15 protein-coding genes and 3 tRNA genes are annotated in these 18584 nt (G+C 50.1%); 7 read left to right on the top strand and 11 right to left on the bottom strand.

The window, feature by feature from the left end; translation table 11 throughout:
• Nucleotides 1–25 precede the first annotated feature (25 nt).
• From ABD880_RS04970 to ABD880_RS04960, 3 genes are read left to right on the top strand one after another with little or no spacing between them, the layout of a single operon-like run.
• The gene (locus ABD880_RS04970) at nt 26–1357 is read left to right on the top strand and encodes an O-acetylhomoserine aminocarboxypropyltransferase/cysteine synthase family protein (protein ID WP_345162980.1); all 1332 of its coding nucleotides are present in this window, start codon (nt 26–28) and stop codon (nt 1355–1357) included.
• 7 nt (nt 1358–1364) lie between these two features.
• Nucleotides 1365–2420: a homoserine O-acetyltransferase MetX gene (metX, locus tag ABD880_RS04965; RefSeq protein ID WP_345162977.1), complete on the top strand. Its 1056-nt coding sequence runs from the start codon at nt 1365–1367 to the stop codon at nt 2418–2420.
• On the top strand, nt 2399–3649 hold the full coding sequence (locus ABD880_RS04960) for a homoserine dehydrogenase (protein WP_345162974.1): 1251 nt from the start codon (nt 2399–2401) through the stop codon (nt 3647–3649). Before metX ends, ABD880_RS04960 begins: the two co-directional genes overlap by 22 nt.
• A 130-nt stretch (nt 3650–3779) precedes the next feature.
• Here the strand turns inward: ABD880_RS04960 and lysA are convergent, their stop codons facing one another.
• The 7 genes from lysA to bioB all read right to left on the bottom strand — a co-directional run bounded on the left by lysA (nt 3780) and on the right by bioB (nt 11959).
• Entirely contained in the window at nt 3780–4925 is a 1146-nt protein-coding gene (lysA, locus tag ABD880_RS04955; RefSeq protein ID WP_345162972.1) for a diaminopimelate decarboxylase, read from the bottom strand.
• On the bottom strand, nt 4925–6253 hold the full coding sequence (locus ABD880_RS04950; protein ID WP_345162969.1) for an aspartate kinase: 1329 nt from the start codon (nt 6251–6253) through the stop codon (nt 4925–4927). Before ABD880_RS04950 ends, lysA begins: the two co-directional genes overlap by 1 nt.
• A 398-nt stretch (nt 6254–6651) precedes the next feature.
• Entirely contained in the window at nt 6652–7845 is a 1194-nt protein-coding gene (locus tag ABD880_RS04945; RefSeq protein WP_345162967.1) for a beta-ketoacyl synthase N-terminal-like domain-containing protein, read from the bottom strand.
• A gap of 32 nt (nt 7846–7877) precedes the next feature.
• The gene (gene bioA / locus ABD880_RS04940; RefSeq protein WP_345162964.1) at nt 7878–9167 is read right to left on the bottom strand and encodes an adenosylmethionine--8-amino-7-oxononanoate transaminase; all 1290 of its coding nucleotides are present in this window, start codon (nt 9165–9167) and stop codon (nt 7878–7880) included.
• Nucleotides 9168–9169: 2 nt separating this feature from the next.
• Nucleotides 9170–9808, bottom strand: coding sequence for a dethiobiotin synthase (bioD, locus tag ABD880_RS04935; RefSeq protein ID WP_345162961.1), 639 nt, complete (start codon nt 9806–9808; stop codon nt 9170–9172).
• Nucleotides 9766–10914 (bottom strand): aminotransferase class I/II-fold pyridoxal phosphate-dependent enzyme, encoded by a 1149-nt coding sequence (locus ABD880_RS04930; RefSeq protein ID WP_345162958.1) that lies wholly within the window; start codon nt 10912–10914, stop codon nt 9766–9768. Before ABD880_RS04930 ends, bioD begins: the two co-directional genes overlap by 43 nt.
• Before the next feature lie 10 nt (nt 10915–10924).
• Complete coding sequence (bioB, locus tag ABD880_RS04925) at nt 10925–11959, bottom strand: biotin synthase BioB (RefSeq protein ID WP_066511796.1); 1035 nt, start codon at nt 11957–11959, stop codon at nt 10925–10927.
• A gap of 229 nt (nt 11960–12188) precedes the next feature.
• Here bioB and ABD880_RS04920 point away from each other — a divergent pair, with 229 nt between their 5' ends.
• Entirely contained in the window at nt 12189–12491 is a 303-nt protein-coding gene (locus ABD880_RS04920) for a hypothetical protein (protein WP_345162954.1), read from the top strand.
• Nucleotides 12492–12752: 261 nt separating this feature from the next.
• On the opposite strand, the gene ABD880_RS04915 is transcribed toward ABD880_RS04920, so the two are convergent.
• The 4 genes from ABD880_RS04915 to ABD880_RS04900 form a co-directional block, all read right to left on the bottom strand.
• Nucleotides 12753–14087, bottom strand: a complete 1335-nt coding sequence (locus ABD880_RS04915) for a toxin-antitoxin system YwqK family antitoxin (protein WP_345162951.1) — start codon at nt 14085–14087, stop codon at nt 12753–12755.
• A gap of 72 nt (nt 14088–14159) precedes the next feature.
• A complete protein-coding gene (locus ABD880_RS04910; RefSeq protein ID WP_345162948.1) occupies nt 14160–15344 on the bottom strand; it encodes an acetyl-CoA C-acyltransferase in 1185 nt (394 codons plus the stop codon).
• Nucleotides 15345–15527: 183 nt separating this feature from the next.
• A complete protein-coding gene (locus ABD880_RS04905; protein WP_345162946.1) occupies nt 15528–16391 on the bottom strand; it encodes a tetratricopeptide repeat protein in 864 nt (287 codons plus the stop codon).
• Between the two features lie 62 nt (nt 16392–16453).
• Nucleotides 16454–17422: a vWA domain-containing protein gene (locus tag ABD880_RS04900; protein ID WP_345162943.1), complete on the bottom strand. Its 969-nt coding sequence runs from the start codon at nt 17420–17422 to the stop codon at nt 16454–16456.
• A gap of 272 nt (nt 17423–17694) precedes the next feature.
• Here ABD880_RS04900 and ABD880_RS04895 point away from each other — a divergent pair.
• From ABD880_RS04895 to ABD880_RS04885, 3 genes are all read left to right on the top strand, one after another.
• Nucleotides 17695–17782, top strand: a tRNA-Ser gene (locus ABD880_RS04895).
• Between the two features lie 114 nt (nt 17783–17896).
• Nucleotides 17897–17970 (top strand) — tRNA-Pro (locus ABD880_RS04890).
• A 61-nt stretch (nt 17971–18031) separates the two neighbouring features.
• Nucleotides 18032–18105 (top strand) — tRNA-Arg (locus tag ABD880_RS04885).
• The last annotated feature ends 479 nt before the right edge of the window (nt 18106–18584 follow it).

The raw sequence follows: 18584 nt of genomic DNA, 5'->3' as shown, positions 1-18584 counted from the left end.
TTTTAAATTGTAACCTGGAATTCCCATGTCCTTATCCTATCATTTTGATACCCTTCAGCTACACGCTGGCCAAGAAATAGACGCTACCACCCGCTCCAGAGCGGTGCCTATCTACCAGACTACCTCTTACGTGTTTGAGAACGCTGCCCATGGGGCCAATCTGTTCGCCTTAAAGGAGTTTGGCAATATCTACACCCGCATCATGAACCCCACCACCGATGTGTTTGAGAAACGCATGACTGCGCTGGAAGGGGGCGTGGCTGCTGTAGCAGTCGGGTCTGGTCAGGCGGCCCAGTTCATCGCCCTCACCAATATTCTGCAGGCCGGCGACAATTTTATTGCGTCCAGCAACCTGTACGGGGGTTCTTATAACCAATTCAAGGTGGCTTTCAAACGGCTGGGGATAGAAGTACGCTTTACCAAAGACGATGAGCCAGCCTCGTTTGCCAAATTGGTGGATGAAAACACCAAGGCCTTCTACCTGGAGACCATTGGCAACCCGCGCTTTAACATTCCAGACTTTGAGGCCGTTGCGGCCGTGGCTCTAGGTCACAAGCTTCCTTTAATAGTTGACAACACCTTCGGCGCGGGCGGTTATTTGTTCCGGCCGCTGGAGCACGGCGCCAACGTGGTCGTGGCTTCGGCTACCAAATGGATTGGCGGGCACGGCACCAGCGTGGGCGGCGTGATTGTGGACGGAGGTAACTTCAACTGGGGCAACGGCAAGTTCCCGCAGTTCAGTGAGCCCTCAGAAGGTTACCACGGACTCAACTTCTGGGAGGTGTTCGGTGCCGACGGGCCTTTCGGGAATATTGCCTTCGCCATCAGGGCCAGGGTAGAAGGCTTGCGCGATTTCGGAGCGGCCATCAGTCCTTTCAATTCCTTCCAGTTACTGCAAGGCCTGGAGACGCTCTCCCTGCGCGTGGACCGGACCGTGCAAAACGCCCTAGCCTTAGCCCAATGGCTGGAAGAACACCCGGCCGTGGAGAGCGTGAACTATCCCGGTCTTTCTTCCAGCCCTTATCATGGCTTGGCCAAGCGCTACTTAAAACGGGGCTTTGGAGGAGTATTAAGCTTCAACCTAAAAGGCGGCAAGGAAGAGGCTGAAATATTTGTCGACAACCTGGAACTGATCAGCCACCTAGCCAACGTAGGAGATGCCAAGACCCTCATCATTCATCCAGCTTCTACCACCCACCAACAGCTCTCAGAAGAGGAGCAATTCTCTGCGGGCGTGAACCCGACGTTGTTGCGCGTGTCAGTGGGCATTGAGCACATTGATGACATTCAAGCAGATTTTGAACAGGCGTTTGCCAAGGTGAAAGTGGCCCGTCCGGTCGCCGAGGCGCTTAATTAAGAGAACCATGTTGAAAGGAAGAGTTTTTGAATACAAGGAACCCTTTGAGTTGGAGTCTGGGCGGCATCTGCCCGGCTTCCAGCTTTTCTATACGACCTGGGGCACCCTTAACGAATCCCGTGACAACGTCATCTGGGTGTGCCATGCCTTCAGTGGAAACACGTTTGTGAAAGATTGGTGGGGTGGCCTCTTTGGCGAAGGCAAGACCTTTGACCCCGCCAAGCATTTCATTGTCTGCGCCAACTCCCTGGGGGGTTGCTACGGTTCTACCGGACCCTTGTCCGTGAACCCAGAAACCGGTCGGCCTTATTATCACCAGTTCCCAGCGGTCACCAACCGGGATGTGGTGAAAGCTTTCCATCTACTGCGCGAGCACCTGGAACTGGACACCATCCAAGTGTTGGTTGGCGGTTCTTTGGGCGGACAGCAGGCCTTGGAGTGGGCGATTGAGTATCCGGAGGTAATCCAGCGCTTGGTGTTGGTGGCCTCCAACGCGGTACAGTCACCGTACGCCATTGCCCTGAACGAGACCCAGCGCATGGCCATTGAGCAGGACGTGACCTGGCAGTTGAACACTGACGGCGCCGGCGCGCAGGGTTTGCAGACGGCCCGGGCCGTGGCCATGCTGTCCTATAGGAGCCACCAAGCCTACCATTTGGGCCAGCGGGAGCAAAATCCCAAGTCCTTAGACAGATACAGAGCCGCGGCCTACCAGCGCTACCAAGGCGAGAAACTGGCTCAGCGGTTCAATGCCTTCACGTATTGGCACCTCACCAAAATGCTGGACTCGCATAACGTAGGCCGGGGAAGAGGCAGCGTGGAAGAAGCCTTAAGCCAAGTGCAGGCGCAAACCTTGGTTCTGGGGGTGGACTCAGATGGCTTGTTCCCGCTAAAGGAGCAGAAGTTTTTAGCCCGGTATATACCCAATGCCACCTTGCAAATTATTCAATCTGACCAAGGGCACGACGGGTTTTTACTGGAGACCGACCAATTAGAAAAAAGTATTACCTCCTTCCTGGAGCAAAAACCACAAAGAAAGACATGGATTCCAACCGTATTTTAAAGATAGGCTTGTTTGGGTTTGGGTGCGTAGGGCAGGGGCTCTATGATATTCTGCAACGCCAGCCCAATTTCCCAGCGCAAATAGTAAAAATATGCGTGAAGGACCCTTTGAAAGAGCGCTCATTGCCCGCCGACCGTTTCACCTTTGATGCGCAGGAATTGCTCAATGATGACAGCCTGGACATTCTGGTGGAAGCCATCAGTGACGCCCATGACGCCTATGACATTGTCACCTTGGCGCTTCGCCAGGGCAAGCGGGTAGTGACGGCCAACAAGAAAATGGTGGCCCACCACTTGGAGAAGCTGTTGCAGCTGCAGGCAGAGTATGGCGGCGTGTTATTATATGAAGCGGCGGTGGCCGGAGGCATTCCCATAGTGAGAACCGTGGAAGAATATTTTGGACAGGAGCCGGTGAGCAGAATCTCCGGAATCTTGAACGGGTCTTCTAATTACATCCTCAGTCAGATTTTCAAGGAGCAGAAACCCTATTCAGAGGCCTTGCAGGAGGCCCAGGACAAAGGCTTCGCTGAATTGGACCCGTGGCTAGACGTGAGCGGCGCCGACTCCCGGCACAAGCTCTGCATCTTGGCGGCCCATGCCTTCGGTAGAGTCCTCGCGCCGGAAGAAGTGCCGTTTATTGGCATCAATGCCCTTGCCAAAGCAGACTGGGAGTTTGCCAAGCGCCGAGGAGCGGTCATTAAACTGGTGGCCTCCCTTCACACCACCGAGGAAGGCAAGCTGGTGCCCTTGGTGTTGCCCACACTAGTCAACTCCATAGACGACTTGTACACGGTGGAGCAGGAATTTAACGGCATTGTGGTGGAAGGGGCCTACGCGGGTGCACAGCTTTTCAAAGGAAGAGGAGCCGGCGGCCACCCAACAGGCGCGGCGGTATTGTCAGACATTACCGGGTTGTTGAAGGGCTACCAATATCATTACCAGAAACTGCACGAGCAAGCCGGTGTTGCAGAACTAGACACAGATTTTGAACTAGAAGTGTACGTCCGTACAGAGAACGCCGCTTTGCTTGGGGCATTGAGCCTAACTCATATTAAGTTACTGCAACGCCAAGGGGAGACGATCAACCTGGTAGGTACCATCAAGCTGGGTGCATTGTTGAAATATCAGGAAAGATTGAGGGAAACCGGCTCTTTGGTGATGGCCACATCTGTACACTTTGCCACCCAGGAAAAGAAAATAGCCTCACCAGAACTGGCAGAGGCTATCTAAGAAAGTGCTTGTTAATAGTTCGTTTTTTACGTAAAGCGCCCGACATCTAAGTTGGGCGTCTTCGTTTAAAAACAATTCTAGTAAAATCGTTTTCGGGCTGTTTTCTGGAAAACAGCCCGAAAACGAAAATTTAATTTACATAAACCGCCTGTACGCGGTTTCGTAGGTTGTACTGGTTAGCCATTACCTCGCCGTAAGCACCGGCGGTTCTAATGGCCATTAAGTCACCGCGTTTGGTTTCTGGCAGTTGGATGGCTTTAGAGAAACTGTCTGTAGACTCGCAGATGGGTCCTACCACGTCATAGGTCTGGGCGGGCAACGTGCTGCTCAGGTTGTCTATGTGATGATAGGCCTGGTACAAGGCAGGGCGCATCAATTCTGTCATGCCGGCGTCCAGAATCACGAAGTTGGTTTTCTGACCGTGCTTCATATAGAGCACCTTAGAAATCAAGGTTCCGCTGGCGGCTACCAGCGCACGACCTAGTTCAAAATGCACCTGCTGGCCTTCGCGCTTTTCCAGCAACCTGTGGAAGATGGCAAAGTAGTTGGCAAAGTCTGCGATGGTGTTGGTGTCTGGGTTCTTATAATCCACGCCCAGTCCACCGCCCACATTCAAATGCGGAAACGTGTAGCCCTTGTCCTCAAACCACTGCTGTATCTCATTCACGCGTGTGCACAGGTTCTCAAAGGCCCGCAAATCTGTAATCTGCGACCCGATGTGGAAGTGCAGGCCAATCAGTTTCAAGTTGGTCCATTGGGCCAGTTGCGGCAACAAGGCGTCCAGTTCCCAGGCGTTTATCCCGAACTTGTTTTCCTCCAGACCGGTGGTGATGTTCTTATGCGTATAGGCGTCCACGTTGGGATTAATGCGCAGGGCCACCTGAGCTACTTTGCCTTTAGCGGCCGCCAGTTCATTAATGACTTCCAGTTCCTGGCTAGACTCGCAGTTAAAGCAAAAGATGTCATTGTCCAGGGCCAGGTTAATTTCAAAGTCAGACTTGCCCACTCCGGCAAACACCACATGCTCCGGTGTGAAGCCAGCGTCCAAGGCGCGTTGCACCTCATTGCCGCTCACGCAGTCGGCCCCGAAACCGTGGGCCAGCACTTCTGCCAGAATAGGCGCGTTGGCATTGGCTTTGAGGGCGTAGTGTACATGGTACCCGTATTTTTGTGCTTCAAACTGCGCCGAGGCCAAGGTTTGACGCAACAGGCCAAGGTCATACAAGTAAAAAGGCGTAGGGTGCTGACTTATCTCAGAAAGATGGTTCTGCAACATTAGTTTAAACTCCTTTCCAAAAACACGCCCTCGTTGATGGCCAGCAAGGCATCATTCTTCTGGCTGGTGTTTACCAACAAGCTGATGTTGTTCTTGCTTCCGCCGTAGGATATCATGCGCAACGGAATCTCTTTCAAGGACTGAATCACGCGCAGGGCATCACCCGGCTTGTCTTCCATGAAGTCACCCACCACGCAAATGATGCTCAGGTCCGTGTCAATTTCTACATTCCCGAAGCCTTGCAACGCATCTATTATGCTGGATAAGTTGGTGTCATTGTCAATGGTCAGTGACACGGCCACCTCAGAGGTGGTAATCATGTCAATAGGCGTCTTGAAACGTTCAAACACTTCAAACACGCTGCGCAAAAAACCGTAGGCCAAAAGCATTCGGCTGGACTTGATTTTAATGGCCGTAATGCCGTCTTTGGCCGCCACCGCCTTAATGGTGTTGCCGGTGCGCTTAGACGAGATGGTCGTACCCTGTGCCTCTGGTTGCATGGTGTTCAACAGCCTTACCGGAATGTTGAATTGCTGGGCTGGCAGAATGCTGGACGGGTGCAGAATCTTCGCGCCGAAATAGGCTAACTCGGCCGCCTCGTCAAACGACAGCTCGGCAATAGGATAGGTGTTCTTAACAATGCGCGGGTCGTTGTTGTGCATGCCGTCAATGTCGGTCCAAATCTGGATTTCCTGGGCACGCACGGCGGCTCCAATGATGGATGCAGAATAGTCGCTTCCGCCGCGCTTTAAATTGTCAACCTGGCCTTGGGCATTTCTACAAATGTAGCCCTGGGTGATGAACAGTTGGTTGTCTGGGTATTGGGCCAACTGCTGTTGCAGGTGCTCCCGGATGTAGGCCTGGTCGGGCTCTTCATCCTGGGTGATGCGCATAAACTCCAAGGCTGGCAACAAAACAGACTGCTTGCCCTGCTCTTCCATGTAAATCTGGAAAAGTTGGGTAGACAGCAATTCGCCCTGCGCCAGAATGATTTTCTCAGAGGCAGGAGAGAAAGAAGAAGTGAACGTACTTCTGATGTCCTGGAACGTAGTGTCTATGACCTGTTTGGCCTTGTGTTTGGAAGCGTCCTGTTTATATAACTCAGTGATCACCTGTTTATAGCGATCTTCTAGTTGGCTTGTAAATACTTCAGCCTGCGCCAAATCTTGTTGCGCCAGCTGCTGCCCAATCTGAACCAGGCTGTTGGTAGTGCCAGACATCGCTGACAAGACGACCATCACCGGCTCCTGTGTGGGGAGGAGTTGTGAGACGGCACCCATGCGTTCTGCTGAACCCACAGACGTGCCCCCAAATTTCATGATTTTCATAAAACGTAAATAAAACCTGCGAATTTACTAAACAAAGTCTAGATACCGGTAAGCCAGAGTGGATTAGACAAGATTTATTCCTCTTTTTATATAAGGCGTTTTTGGGCTGTTTTCTGGAAATCAGGCCAAAAACGACACTGCATTTGCTATTAGGCATTGTTTACTTCTATCAGTATTCTTTTTCTCTATTGTCATCCTGAAAGGACCTTGTGGGCAAGCTGTAGATACGTTTACTAAAGAGGAAACAACGTTAGATTGAAAAGGAGCGAGTACTTTGTTTCAATGCCATTGCCTATCTAGTTCGAACACAAGGTCCTTTCAGGATGACAAATGGGTTATAAGCTTTATGAAGTACTATTTCCTGCTGACCTAAAATCCTACAAAACCTAGGAAGGATTTTACAGGGTTCGCAAAATCACGCTGGCCGAGTTACCGCCAAACCCAGCGGCATTGACCATCACCGCAGTAGGAGCTAAAGAAGCACTATAAGCATTAGAAAGTTGAAGCTGTTTTGAGATGGATTGCTTCTGCAAGAGCGCCATTGCCAGTGAAAGACTCAAGGCCCCAGAGGCTCCCAAGGTATGGCCTATCTGATTCTTATTGGTGAATAGGGATGGTTGATGTTCATCAAAAACACTGGAAACCGCTGCAACTTCGGCGGCGTCACCTGCCTTGGTGCCGGGGGCATGCAAGACCAAGGCGTCAATTTGCTCAGGAGAAAGTTGCGCCTGAAGAAGAGCTTCTCGCATAGACCTTTGAAAATGCTGGCCATCCTTGGAAACCCCGGTTTTTGAGGGAGTCTGCTCCAAGCCCATACCCACGCCCGCAATCACTATCCGCTGGTGGGTGGGCAGTTGGGAAATCTCTGCTTCAGTCATGCGCTCCAAGGCAAATATTGCGCAGCCTTCGCCTAAGACAAAGGTATTCTGCTGTCCGTTCAAGGGACGGCAAGGCTGGTCATTGGCCGAAAATGGAGAATAGATGCCAATGGCGCGCATTTGGGCCAAGGTGAAATCGGTGAGCGGCGCTTCGGTGCCGCCTACCAAAAAGCGCTTCGCCATGCCGGCCTTTAACCAGGCCACGCCGTTGGCCACCGCCTGCAACGCCGTACTGCAGGTTACTGAATGACTTATCAACGGGCCTTGCGCTGCTAAGTCCTGTGCTACCCAACTGGCCAGATTACCCATGGTGGTGCTAGGGGAGGCCATCGGAGAAAGCCGCTGCTCTGGGTTGGTTAGAAAATCAGCATGGAACTGCTCAAACAAGCCCGTCGCTCCTCTGGAGGAGCCAAGGTTAATGCCCATGGAATGCTCCTTCATTTCCCAACCCGCTTGGCGCACTGCCTGGCGCGCGGCTGCAATGGCCAGTAAGACAGAACGGTCTAAGGAGGCGTATTTGGGTTTCTCTACCAACAGTGCCGCTAGCAACTCTTCAGAGGATGTAGAAACCGGTGAAACGGCAAGGCTCTGGTTGCCTTTGAAAGAAGTAAAGCAAGATTTGCCGATAGCATAGGACTCAGCTATTTCGGCCTCTGTACAGCCCAAGCCCGATAGCGAACCCATTCCTCTTACCACAATCCATTCCTGTTGCATCTCTCTTCCGTTTTTGGCTTGTTTTTTGGAAATCAGGCGGAAAACGATTCTACCACCAGTTCCCGCATGCCGGTAATGACCGCATACACTTTCTCTAACTCTTCCTGCGTGATGCAAAAAGGCGGCAGTACATATACAATGTTGCCCAAAGGCCTCAGCAAGACGCCACTGTCAATTGCAAAGTTATAGAGCGTATCCCGAAGGTTGTTAAAGTACGAAGTAGTATCCGTGGCAAACTCAATAGCCAGAATGGTACCTGTCTGCCGGATGTCTTTGATGCCGGGTTTACCCTGCAAACTTTGTGCGAAGATTTGATGCGAGGCAGAGATTCTAGCTAAATCCTTTAGGAAAGTATCTTGCTCCACCAAGTCCAGACTAGCCAATGCCGCCGAGCAGGCGATGGGATTGGCGGTGTAGGAGTGCCCGTGGAAGAAAGTTTTGGTTTTGTCTTCGCTTAGGAAAGAACTGTACAGCGTGTCGGTGCAGGTAGTCACACCCATGGCCATAGTGCCGCCGGTCAAACCTTTGGAGAAGCACATCAGGTCGGGTTGCTGGTGCAGGTAATCACAGGCAAAGCGTCTGCCCGTCCGGCCAAAGCCCGTCATTACCTCATCTGCGATGGTAAACACTTGCTGCTCCTGGCAAAGCTTAATCAATCGGTCCAGAACTGCAGGCTCGTACATGACCATACCGGCGGTGCCCAGCACTAATGGCTCAAAAATAAAGGCTGCAATGTCTCCCGTCGCCAAGGCGGCTTGCAACTGCGCCACCGTTTGTTCCTCCTGGCCCACCACCGGCACGTCAATGAACACCACGTCAAACAGGTATTGTTGAAAAGGCCGCGTAAAGGCAGAACGCTCGCTCACCGACATTGCCCCGAAGGTGTCACCATGGTAGCTGTCTTTGAATGCGATGATTTTGGTTCTGGCTTCACCGCGGTCGAACCAGTATTGCAGGCACATTTTCATAGCCACCTCCACCGCGGTAGAGCCGTTGTCTGAGAAAAAGACGCGGGATTGGTTTTCTGGCAACAGTTTTAACAAACGTTCAGATAATTCCACCGCGGGGGCATGGGTGAACCCCGCAAAAATCACATGCTCCAGCGTGCGCAACTGTTCACTCACTTTTGTAGCGATGTGCGGGTGCGCGTGCCCATGGATGTTCACCCACCAGGAAGACACCGCGTCAATAAAGGTTCGGCCGTCCTCAGAAAACAGCAAAGTGCCTTCGCCGCGCGTGATGCCAATGGGAGGGGCGGCAGTGTGCATCTGCGTGTACGGATGCCAGTTTACCAGGACATCTCTCTCAGATAAATTCAGCATGACTATAGGGCTTTTCTGAAAAGTTGGGCGTATTTCTCCACCACTTCTGGCGTAAATTCTTCTTCTTCTAAGACCGCCGGAAGCATTTTCAATTGGGTGTAACCCTTGATGAATTCCTGGGTGCCTGGATTAGGCGTTCCATTGAAGATGATGCCCGCAATGGGAATGTTCTTGGACTTGAGCACTTCCACGGAGGTTAGGGTATGGTTGATGCTTCCCAGGTAATTCCGAGAAACCAAAATCACCTCAAGGTTTAGCTTTACAATTAAATCCAGCACCAGCTCATTATTGTTGAGCGGGACCATCACGCCGCCGGCGCCTTCTACTATTAAATGGTTTTGCGTCTGGGGCAGTTGAATGGATTCCATAGATATCTCAAGGCCTTCCTGGGCGGCGGCCAGATGCGGCGAGGCAGGCAATTGTAGGCGGTAAGCCTCTGGGTGAAAAACCGAGGTTGGATTACTCACCAAGCTCTGCACCCGCATGGTATCCGTAGCCTCTAGGCTACCAGCTTGAACGGGTTTCCAATAATCTGCCTGTAAAGCTTGCGTCAATATAGCTGAGACAATGGTTTTACCCACGTCGGTGCCTATGCCAGTTACAAAATAACGCTTGGGCTGTGCTGAAGGAGAAGACTGCATAGTTGTTGTAACTGCTCTTGGGTGTTAAAGGCATGAAGCACAATCCGGAGGCGCTCGGTGCCTGGCGGCACAGTAGGAGAGAAGATGGGCCGAACGTCAAACCCTGCTTCCTGTACTGTGCCCGCTAATTGTTTCAAGGCATGTGGGTCTGCCAGATGCCAGGATTGGATGGGTCCGTTTTTAGTCCCTTTTCCAGAATTTAGGCCAAAAACGCCTGATTCTGTAAGTTGATTTTGGTATTGCTTAGCCAGTTTCTTTAAGGTTTCTCGGTCTTGGTCCAAGCTTGGTAGTAACTGATAGGCAGTTTTGATGGTGGCTAGGGAGGCGAACGGCAAAGCAGTGGTGTAAATAAAAGCCCTACTGAAATTCAGCAAAAACTCTTGCAAGGCTTTCGGACCAATGACCGCGGCGCCATGGCTCCCTAGGGCTTTCCCGAAGGTCATGATACGCGCAAATACCTGCTCCTGCAAGCCGAGTTCTACCACCAGACCTTCACCATTGGGACCATAAATGCCGTTGGAATGAGCCTCGTCCACTACCAAATACAAACCTTGTTCCTGACACAAAGCCGCTAAATCTGCCAAAGGAGCCTGGTCGCCGTCCATGGAATAGAGTGATTCCACTGCCACGTAAACATCGCCTCGGGCCCGCTTCAGTTTGGCGTGCAGGTCTTCTAGGTCATTGTGCCGGAAGGCAAAGCTCTGCGCGAAACTCAAGCGGATGCCGTCTTTCATGGAGGCGTGGCTGGCCTCGTCATACAGGATGGTGTCGCCGCGCTGTGGCACAGAAGAGAAAAAGCCTACATTGGCCGCGTAGCCAGAGTTGAACAGCAAAGCGGCTTCGGCGCGGTGAAATAATGCCAAAGCCGCCTCTAGTTCCTGGGCATATACGCTGTTGCCGCTCAGTAGGCGTGAACCGGTGGCCCCATGTAGGTGGGTTCCTGCCAGTTCTGCTTCTACCAATTGAGTCAACTCTTGTGAAGAAGCCAGACCCAGATAGTCATTGGAGCAGAAGTCCACCAAACCCGTTGTCGGTGTCTGGAGTTGACGCAAAATTCCCTTCTGTGCCCGGTTCTCTAACTGACGCAACAGGCGTTCTGGCACCATGTAGGAAGAGTTATTCTGCCGCTAGCGCGCCTTCTGGAGCTACTACTTTTACGCCACAGCCAGAGTTTTCCTTGAATGATTTTCTTGGGGTCAAGCCCAGTAACTGGAACATGGCCTGGTCATCGTTGAAGCCTGGGTTAGGCGTGGTCAACAGCTTGTCGCCGGAGAAGATGGAGTTGGCGCCGGCTAGGAAGCACATGGCCTGCTCAACGGTACTCATCTCCTGACGGCCCGCCGACAGACGCACCATGGTTTTTGGCATAAGGATACGGGCGGTGGCAATCATGCGGACCATTTCCCAAACGCTCACGCGCGGCTGTTCGGCCAAAGGCGTTCCTTCTACGGGTACCAAGGCATTCACCGGCACCGACTCAGGATGCTGTGGCAAATTGCTCAACACATGCAGCATGGCAATGCGGTCGCCGTCGGTTTCGCCTAGGCCAATTATACCACCGCTGCACACAGAAATACCGGCTTGGCGCACGTTTTCAATGGTTTGCAGACGGTCATCATAGGTACGGGTAGTGATGATGTTGCTATAGTTTTCTTCTGAGGTGTCTAGGTTGTGGTTGTAGGCGTAGAGACCAGCTTGCTTTAAACGCTCGGCCTGGTACTCGTTCACCATACCCAGGGTACAGCAAACTTCTAAGCCCATGTCGTTCACGCCTTCTACCATCTCCAACACACGGTCAAAATCGCGGTTGTCACGCACTTCGCGCCAGGCGGCACCCATGCAGAAACGGGTAGAACCGGCGTCTTTTGCTTTTTTAGCGGCGTCAAATACCACCTCGTTGCTCAGTAGTTTGTGCACCGGCACGTCTGTATGGTAGCGAGCGGCCTGCGGACAATAGGCGCAGTCTTCTGGGCAACCCCCGGTCTTCACCGATAGCAAAGTACATACTTGTACCTCGCCGGTGGCCTGATATTGTTTATGTACCTGAGCAGCTTCTACAATCAGTTCCAGCACAGGTTTATGGTAAATCGCGCGGATTTCGTCCATGCTCCAGTCGTTGCGAAGCGGAGTAGTGGTAAGGGCGTCCTGCATAGTTTTATCTTTCTAGTTTAGGGGACTAAAGTACGGCACAAAAACCAATCCCCGAAATTTACAGAACGTTTGTTAGCCTTAGACTTTCCGTTTTTAGCCTGTTTTCTGAAAAGTAGGCCAAAAACGGTTTTTAGTTGATTGCTGATGGTCAGTTGTTGAAGGAGTGCTTTCAAGTAGATTAAGGTTTAAGGTTTATCTTGTAGAGTAGATAAACCTTAACAACTGAAATTTGAAAGCTTATTCGTTTAGATTACTTGCCAGCCTATTCCTTTTGTTCTTTCTGTTCATTTCCTGTAAGAAGGATGAGTTAAGCCAAGTAGAACAGCAACTACAGTTGCTGCAAGGCAAATGGAAACTATCAAAGGTCATCAAACAATCTACCGTAGATGGAAGCCCAAAAACAGAACAAGTGTTAACCAATCTTGTGATACTTAAAACGTACAACGGACGCGGAATTCAAGTAGATGAGTATTATGTGAATCCAGACAATACCACCAATGGAAGGTCTTATCATGAAAATTATTTGACTTAAAATAACGGAACACTTTATAGCAGTTTCGGGAAGGAATATTATACTAAGATCACTACGGTAACAGCTACTCAGTACCAAGAAGAGAACATTAAGTTAGAGGCTGGGAGTGGCCAAGTCACCCATACCTACTTTTATGAAAAGGTGAAATAGAATGAACGGCTGATTTTTAGAAGGAAACCTACTATCAAATGAAAATCCGTTTTTGGCCTGTTTTACAGAAAACAGGCCAAAAACGGATTTATTAATATTAACAATAATCAATTAGTGCTTCTTGTCTGACTCTATCTTCCCGAACTTGTATTCCACGGTTCTGGTTTTCTTGCCGTTCTCATCGAAGTAAATCCAGGTGCCGTTTTCGCGGTTGTTGCGGTAGGTGCCGGCCAGTTGGGTTTTGCCATTCTCATAGAGGTGCTTAAACGTGCCGTACTTGAGCCCGTCTTTGTAGAGCGTCTCGGTTTTTAGCTTGCCGGAAGGGTAATAAGTCACTTCGGCAGAAATGATTTTGCTGTTGAGGTAGGTAGCTTTAGAAGCCAGTTGACCATTTTCATGGTAGGTGAGGCGTTCGCCGGTGATTCTACCATTTTTATAAGGCTCAGCTAGTTTGGGTTGCTTGTTGTCATAGAATTCCTGCCAGGTGCCGTATTTCTTGTTCTCTTTCCATTCCTCTTCGGCGGCTACAGCGCCATTGGGATGAAACTTGGTGATTTTGCGGTCCTTCTCATTGTTCGCATATTTAATCTCCTGCACTTTCTGACCTTGCTCGTTCCAGGTGATGGCACTGCCGTTCCTAATCCCTTTGACATAGGTTTGACTGCTCCGTTTCTGTCCGTTCTCATGGTAAGAGATAGAGAGGCCTTCTGGCTTGCCTTCTTTCAAAGAACCTTCGGTCATTAGTTTGCCAGAGGGGTAGTAGCTTTTAAATTTGGCGGTTTTGCTTTTAGGCTCGCTGATGGTTTCTGTCTCTAACTGTCCGTTGTCATGATAAGTTTTGTAACTGCCTTCCAACATGCCGCTGCGGTACATAGCCTCAGATTCTACCACGCCGTTGGCATGGTACGTCTTGGCGGGGCCACTTTGTACCTTGCGCTGGTAGGTGATTTCAGATTTGGGCTTGCCATTGGGGTAGTATTCTCTAACGGTGCCGTCCGGAAAACCGTCCTTAAAAGTGGTTTCCTGCTTAAGAGTGCCGTTCTCGTAAAAGGTTTTGAAAGTGCCACTCTGCAAGTCATTCTCATACTGGCCCTCCTGTGATTTATTTCCGTTAGGGTACACGGCTACCAAGGTGCCGTTCTTCTTTCCGTTCTTATAGGGGATGGTAAGTTTGGGTTTTCCATTGGGAAAGAACTCTGTGTAAAGACTGTCGCGTTGCCCGTCTACCACTTTCACCAAAGCCTCTAACTCACCAGTCTTGTAGAACTTGCGGTAGTAGCCATGCAGAACCGTGTCAGGCTTGGTTTTGATGAAGTAGATTTCCTTGATGGCCGTACCCAGCGAGTCATGATACGTCACGATGCGTGAGGTCTGCGCCTGGCTTGTTGAAACACCTACCAGCAGTAAAATGAGGGAAAATATGGAAATGGCAAAGATGCGGTTCATAAATACAAAGCAATAAAAAAAGCCTTACATAGAACGTAAGGCTTTTTAAGGTTAGTATAGTTCAGAAAAAAACTAGACGCGCTCAATCACAATGGCAGAGGCACCGCCGCCGCCGTTGCAGATACCGGCTACGCCAATCTTTCCGTCTTTCTTATTCAAAACGTTGATCAAAGTTGTCACAATGCGCGCGCCAGAGGCTCCTAGTGGGTGACCCAAAGAAACAGCACCGCCGTACACGTTTACGTTACCGCCTTCTAAGCCCAGTTTCTGGTTGTTGGCAATGGAAACTACAGAGAAGGCCTCGTTGATCTCGTAGAAATCTACTTCAGAGGCCTCAACGCCAGATACTTTCAAAGCCTTAGGAATGGCCAGAGCAGGAGAGGTGGTGAACCACTTCGGCTCTTGCTCAGCATCCGCAAAACCTCTGATCTTGGCGATAGGCTTCACGCCCAACTCTTCGGCCATTTCTTTGCTCATCAACAAAACGGCGGCAGCACCGTCGTTCAAGGTGGAGGCGTTGGCGGCCGTCACAGTTCCTTCTTTGTCAAACACGGGACGCAAGCCCGGGATTTTATCAAAGTTCACTTTAGAGTATTCCTCGTCCTCGGTTACAAAGATGGAGTCTTTGCCGCGTTGCGGAATCTCAACCGGAATGATCTCATCTTTCAAGAAACCACCTTTGGCGGCTTCGGCAGATTTGCGGTAAGAGCTGATGGCATATTCATCCTGCATTTCGCGGGTGATGCCCATTTCTTTGGCCGTATTCTCAGCGGCAGAGCCCATGTGGTAGTCATTGTACACATCCCAAAGACCGTCACGCACCAAGCCGTCAATCATCTGGCTGTGGCCCATCTTAGCACCCCAACGGGCTTTGTCCAAGTAATACGGCACATTGGACATGCTCTCCATGCCACCGGCCACTATCACGTCTTTGTGACCCAGCATGATGGCCTGCGCGGCAAACATGATGGCTTTGGTACCTGAGGCACACACTTTATTGATGGTAGTACACTCTACTTCATACCCCAAACCGGCAAAAATAGCGGCCTGACGGGCAGGAGCCTGACCAACGTTGGCAGACAAGACGTTGCCCATGATTACTTCCTGTACCTTGCTTTTATCTATGCCGGCTTTCTCAACCGCGCCTTTAATGGCAATAGCACCCAGTTGCGGGGCAGTAAGGCTAGCCAAGGCACCACCAAAACTCCCGATGGGAGTACGAACGGCAGAAATTACATATACTTCTTTGGTCTGCATATCAGTTTTTTCAAAGTTTTATGGGATGAAATTACTTTTTCCTGAGCAATTAAACAAACACTTGTTAGGTAACTAAAACATGAAGGCAGGTTAACTGTGTTACTTTTAGCAGGATTCTATGTATCAGGTAAATCGTTTTTGGCTTGTTTTGCTGAAAATAGGCCAAAAACAAACCCTCACTCTTTACCAGTCTGGGTCATTGCTGCGCTTGGCTCTATGTCTTTTGCTGGGCAGCTGTTGGAGATACTGCGTTTCTTCTGACCTCATGGCGTCTAGCAACTGCCTGGCTTTTTCTGGGCTCAGGTTCATTTTCTTGAGGCGCTCATAACGTGTTTGCATGAGCGCGTCATTGGCACCTGCGGCCTGGTTGCTTCCTTTGGCAGCAGATCCGCTGGTATTGTCCCCATTGCCTTGGCTGTCCAGACCACGGGTTTTTCCCGGTTCAGAACCTATTGCCTGCTCCTGTTGCCTACCAGTCTGACCTGACTGAGAAGAAGCTGAAGTTCCAGCGCCTGTGCCATCCTGGTTGGTGGCAGTAGAACCGTTAGCACCTTGCGGGGTAGGAGCTGTGGTGGTGTTGCCTGCCTGTGGACTGCCGCCTGCCTGTGGACTGCCGCCTGCGCTTTGCTGTCTCTGTTGTTGTTGGGGCGGCGGCAGGTTCTTTTGTTTTTCAGGGTGGAGGAGAAGGTATTTTTGGAGCAGTTCAAAGTTGTACCGTGCGGCCAGGTTGGTCTCGTCCAGCTTAAGCGCCTGTTTAGATAAGGCCAAAGCCTTGGTGTAATTGCCTTCCTCTGCCTCTATGACGGACAGCTGGGAATGAATAACAGCCTGTTGCAATGGGTTAGACTTGGCAAGGATTTGTCGGTACAAGGGCGCCGCGCGGCTGTAATCCCTTAAATTAAAATAGGCGTGAGCCAGGTTCATCTGCACCGCGAAAGAGACCGCATCTCCTTCAGACTTTTTAACTTTCTCAAACAGGAAAGCCGCCTTTTGGTATTGTTTTTTGCTAAACGCTTCCTGGGCTTGTACTGCATAGGTATTGCGCAAGTTAATGCGTTGTAATCCGTCTAGGGGGGCGAAAGAAAGTAATAAGAGTAAGAGCCAGCCTTTCATATACGTAGTACTTGAAGGGTCCACAAAACATCCAGGACAATAAGCAGCAGGGCCGCTAACAGGGGATAAAAGTATTTATTGGCGGCTACCTCTACCACCTTTGTCTGGCGTACCTCACTCTGCACGGCATTCACGGCACTCACTAGCCGGGGCAGCTCATTAGTGTTTTGGTTCATCTCAAAATAATCCCCGCCCGTTTTGGCCGCTAGTTTTTGCAAATTTTCAGATTCCAGCTTAGACAGGATGACCTGCCCGTTCTTATCTTTCTTGAAAGACCGCCCCTCAGGCATTTTACCTCCGGTGGTGGTGCCTATGCCAACGCAAAAAACACGAATCCCATCCTTTACAAGTTGTTGGGAGATGTTTTGCAGGTTTTCACCAAACGTCTCGCCATCAGAGAAGACTACCAAGACTTTGGTGCGCTCAGATCCTCTGGTGGTCTGCATGTTCTCAAACTTCTCAAGGGCCATGGCCAGCACCGGTTCTAACTTTGCCGCCTCTGGGGCAACCTGGTTGGTCTTTAAGGATTGAATGAACAACACCAGCGCACTCTTGTCAAAGGTGAAAGGGCTGATCATATTGGCGCTGGAAGAAAAACCAAGCAAGCCCATCCTGTCTGAGTTAGCCTGCTCCAAGAATGAAGGGAGCTGCATCTTCACCTTCTCTAGCCTGGAGGGGGTAACGTCTGTGGCAGTCATGGACTGGGATAAATCTACCGCCAAAAGAACATCCTTGCCATTGGTCCTTATTTCCTTGGTCATGGCCCCAAAAGATGGTCCCAGCAGAGCTACCATCAATAGAGCGCCGTAGACCGTTCTTAGGGCAGCTTTTATGTACAGGGTATTGGCTTTTTGGGAGAATTGCCGAGCCAGACTTTTAATTCTGTAGAGATATCCGCCATACAGCACCGCAAACAGCAGGCATAGCATAAGCTCCAAGAGAGTAAAAGGTAGGTACCAGGTCATAGATAGGTTTAAGGCAAGAGCGTAGGTGACTCTCAGAACAAAGATACAAAACCACGGCAATAGTCGCCTATGGAGCCAGCTTGGCCCTGATGGGGCTGCGTTAATTACCCGCTTTGAATATTTTTTACGCCTCCAGAGAAATTTTAATCCCCTGTGTGTGAAGTTACTTGATGGGATTTAGGGATAGCTTGGAGATTTTTTTTCTCTGTGCCTTTGGTAAAGTGCGGCCTATTCGCCTATATTTGCACACTCTTTAACCGAAAGAGCAACCCGGAGAGATGGGTGAGTGGCTGAAACCAGCAGTTTGCTAAACTGCCGTACCTCTAAAGGGTACCGGGGGTTCGAATCCCCCTCTCTCCGCGAAATATTCTTGAAAATTAATTTTGATAAGAAGATTTCAGTTTATATCTTTGCACCGCAATTACCCAGAAGGATGGGTTTGGTTAGTTGGTTTTACTAGGTAATTGCAGGACTCGGGGTGTAGCGTAGCCCGGTATCGCGCCACATTTGGGATGTGGAGGTCGTAGGTTCGAATCCTGCCACCCCGACGAAAGAAGATGAGTAATGTTGGATGTACAAACATTCTCCATTACTCATTTTTGTTTCGATGGTCTCATAGCTCAGCTGGATAGAGCAACTGCCTTCTAAGCAGTAGGTCTTTGGTTCGAATCCAAATGGGATCACAACACGGGTAAAAAACCCTCTTTAGATTAGTCTAGAGAGGGTTTTTTTATGCCCCAAACTTTGATCATTTAAAGCCTCTTCAACCATATATAATATAGTTGCTATTGTTTTAAAGAAAAATAAATATATAATCTTTGAATATTTAAGTTTGTAAAAAATAATTTATAAAATTCATAGAAAATAGTATAACCTTTCTGGTATATAATAGTAAAAGGAATTATCAAAGCTAGTTCTAGTCTTTGAGCATCATTAAAATCGGAATGGGTTGAAGGCTTTGCATAAGCCTATCGTGGGGAAACTACCAACACAACTATTCTTGGGCCTCTTTGTGCACTTTTTAGTGTCCACACCTGTGTTTAACAAGTCCTAATGTAAAGCAGTAGTGCTATAGCACTGCTCACTGCTCTCGTGTCGCGCTCCTACTGGCGTGGGTTTCCCCCATCTCTTTCAGAACAACTGCCATTCTTTTCCTTAAAGT

Origin of the sequence: Nibribacter koreensis (assembly GCF_039541795.1) — a bacterium.
GTDB lineage: Bacteria > Bacteroidota > Bacteroidia > Cytophagales > Hymenobacteraceae > Nibribacter > Nibribacter koreensis.
The sequence above is the reverse complement of the archived record's forward strand: the minus strand, read 5'-3'. Positions and strand labels throughout refer to the sequence as shown.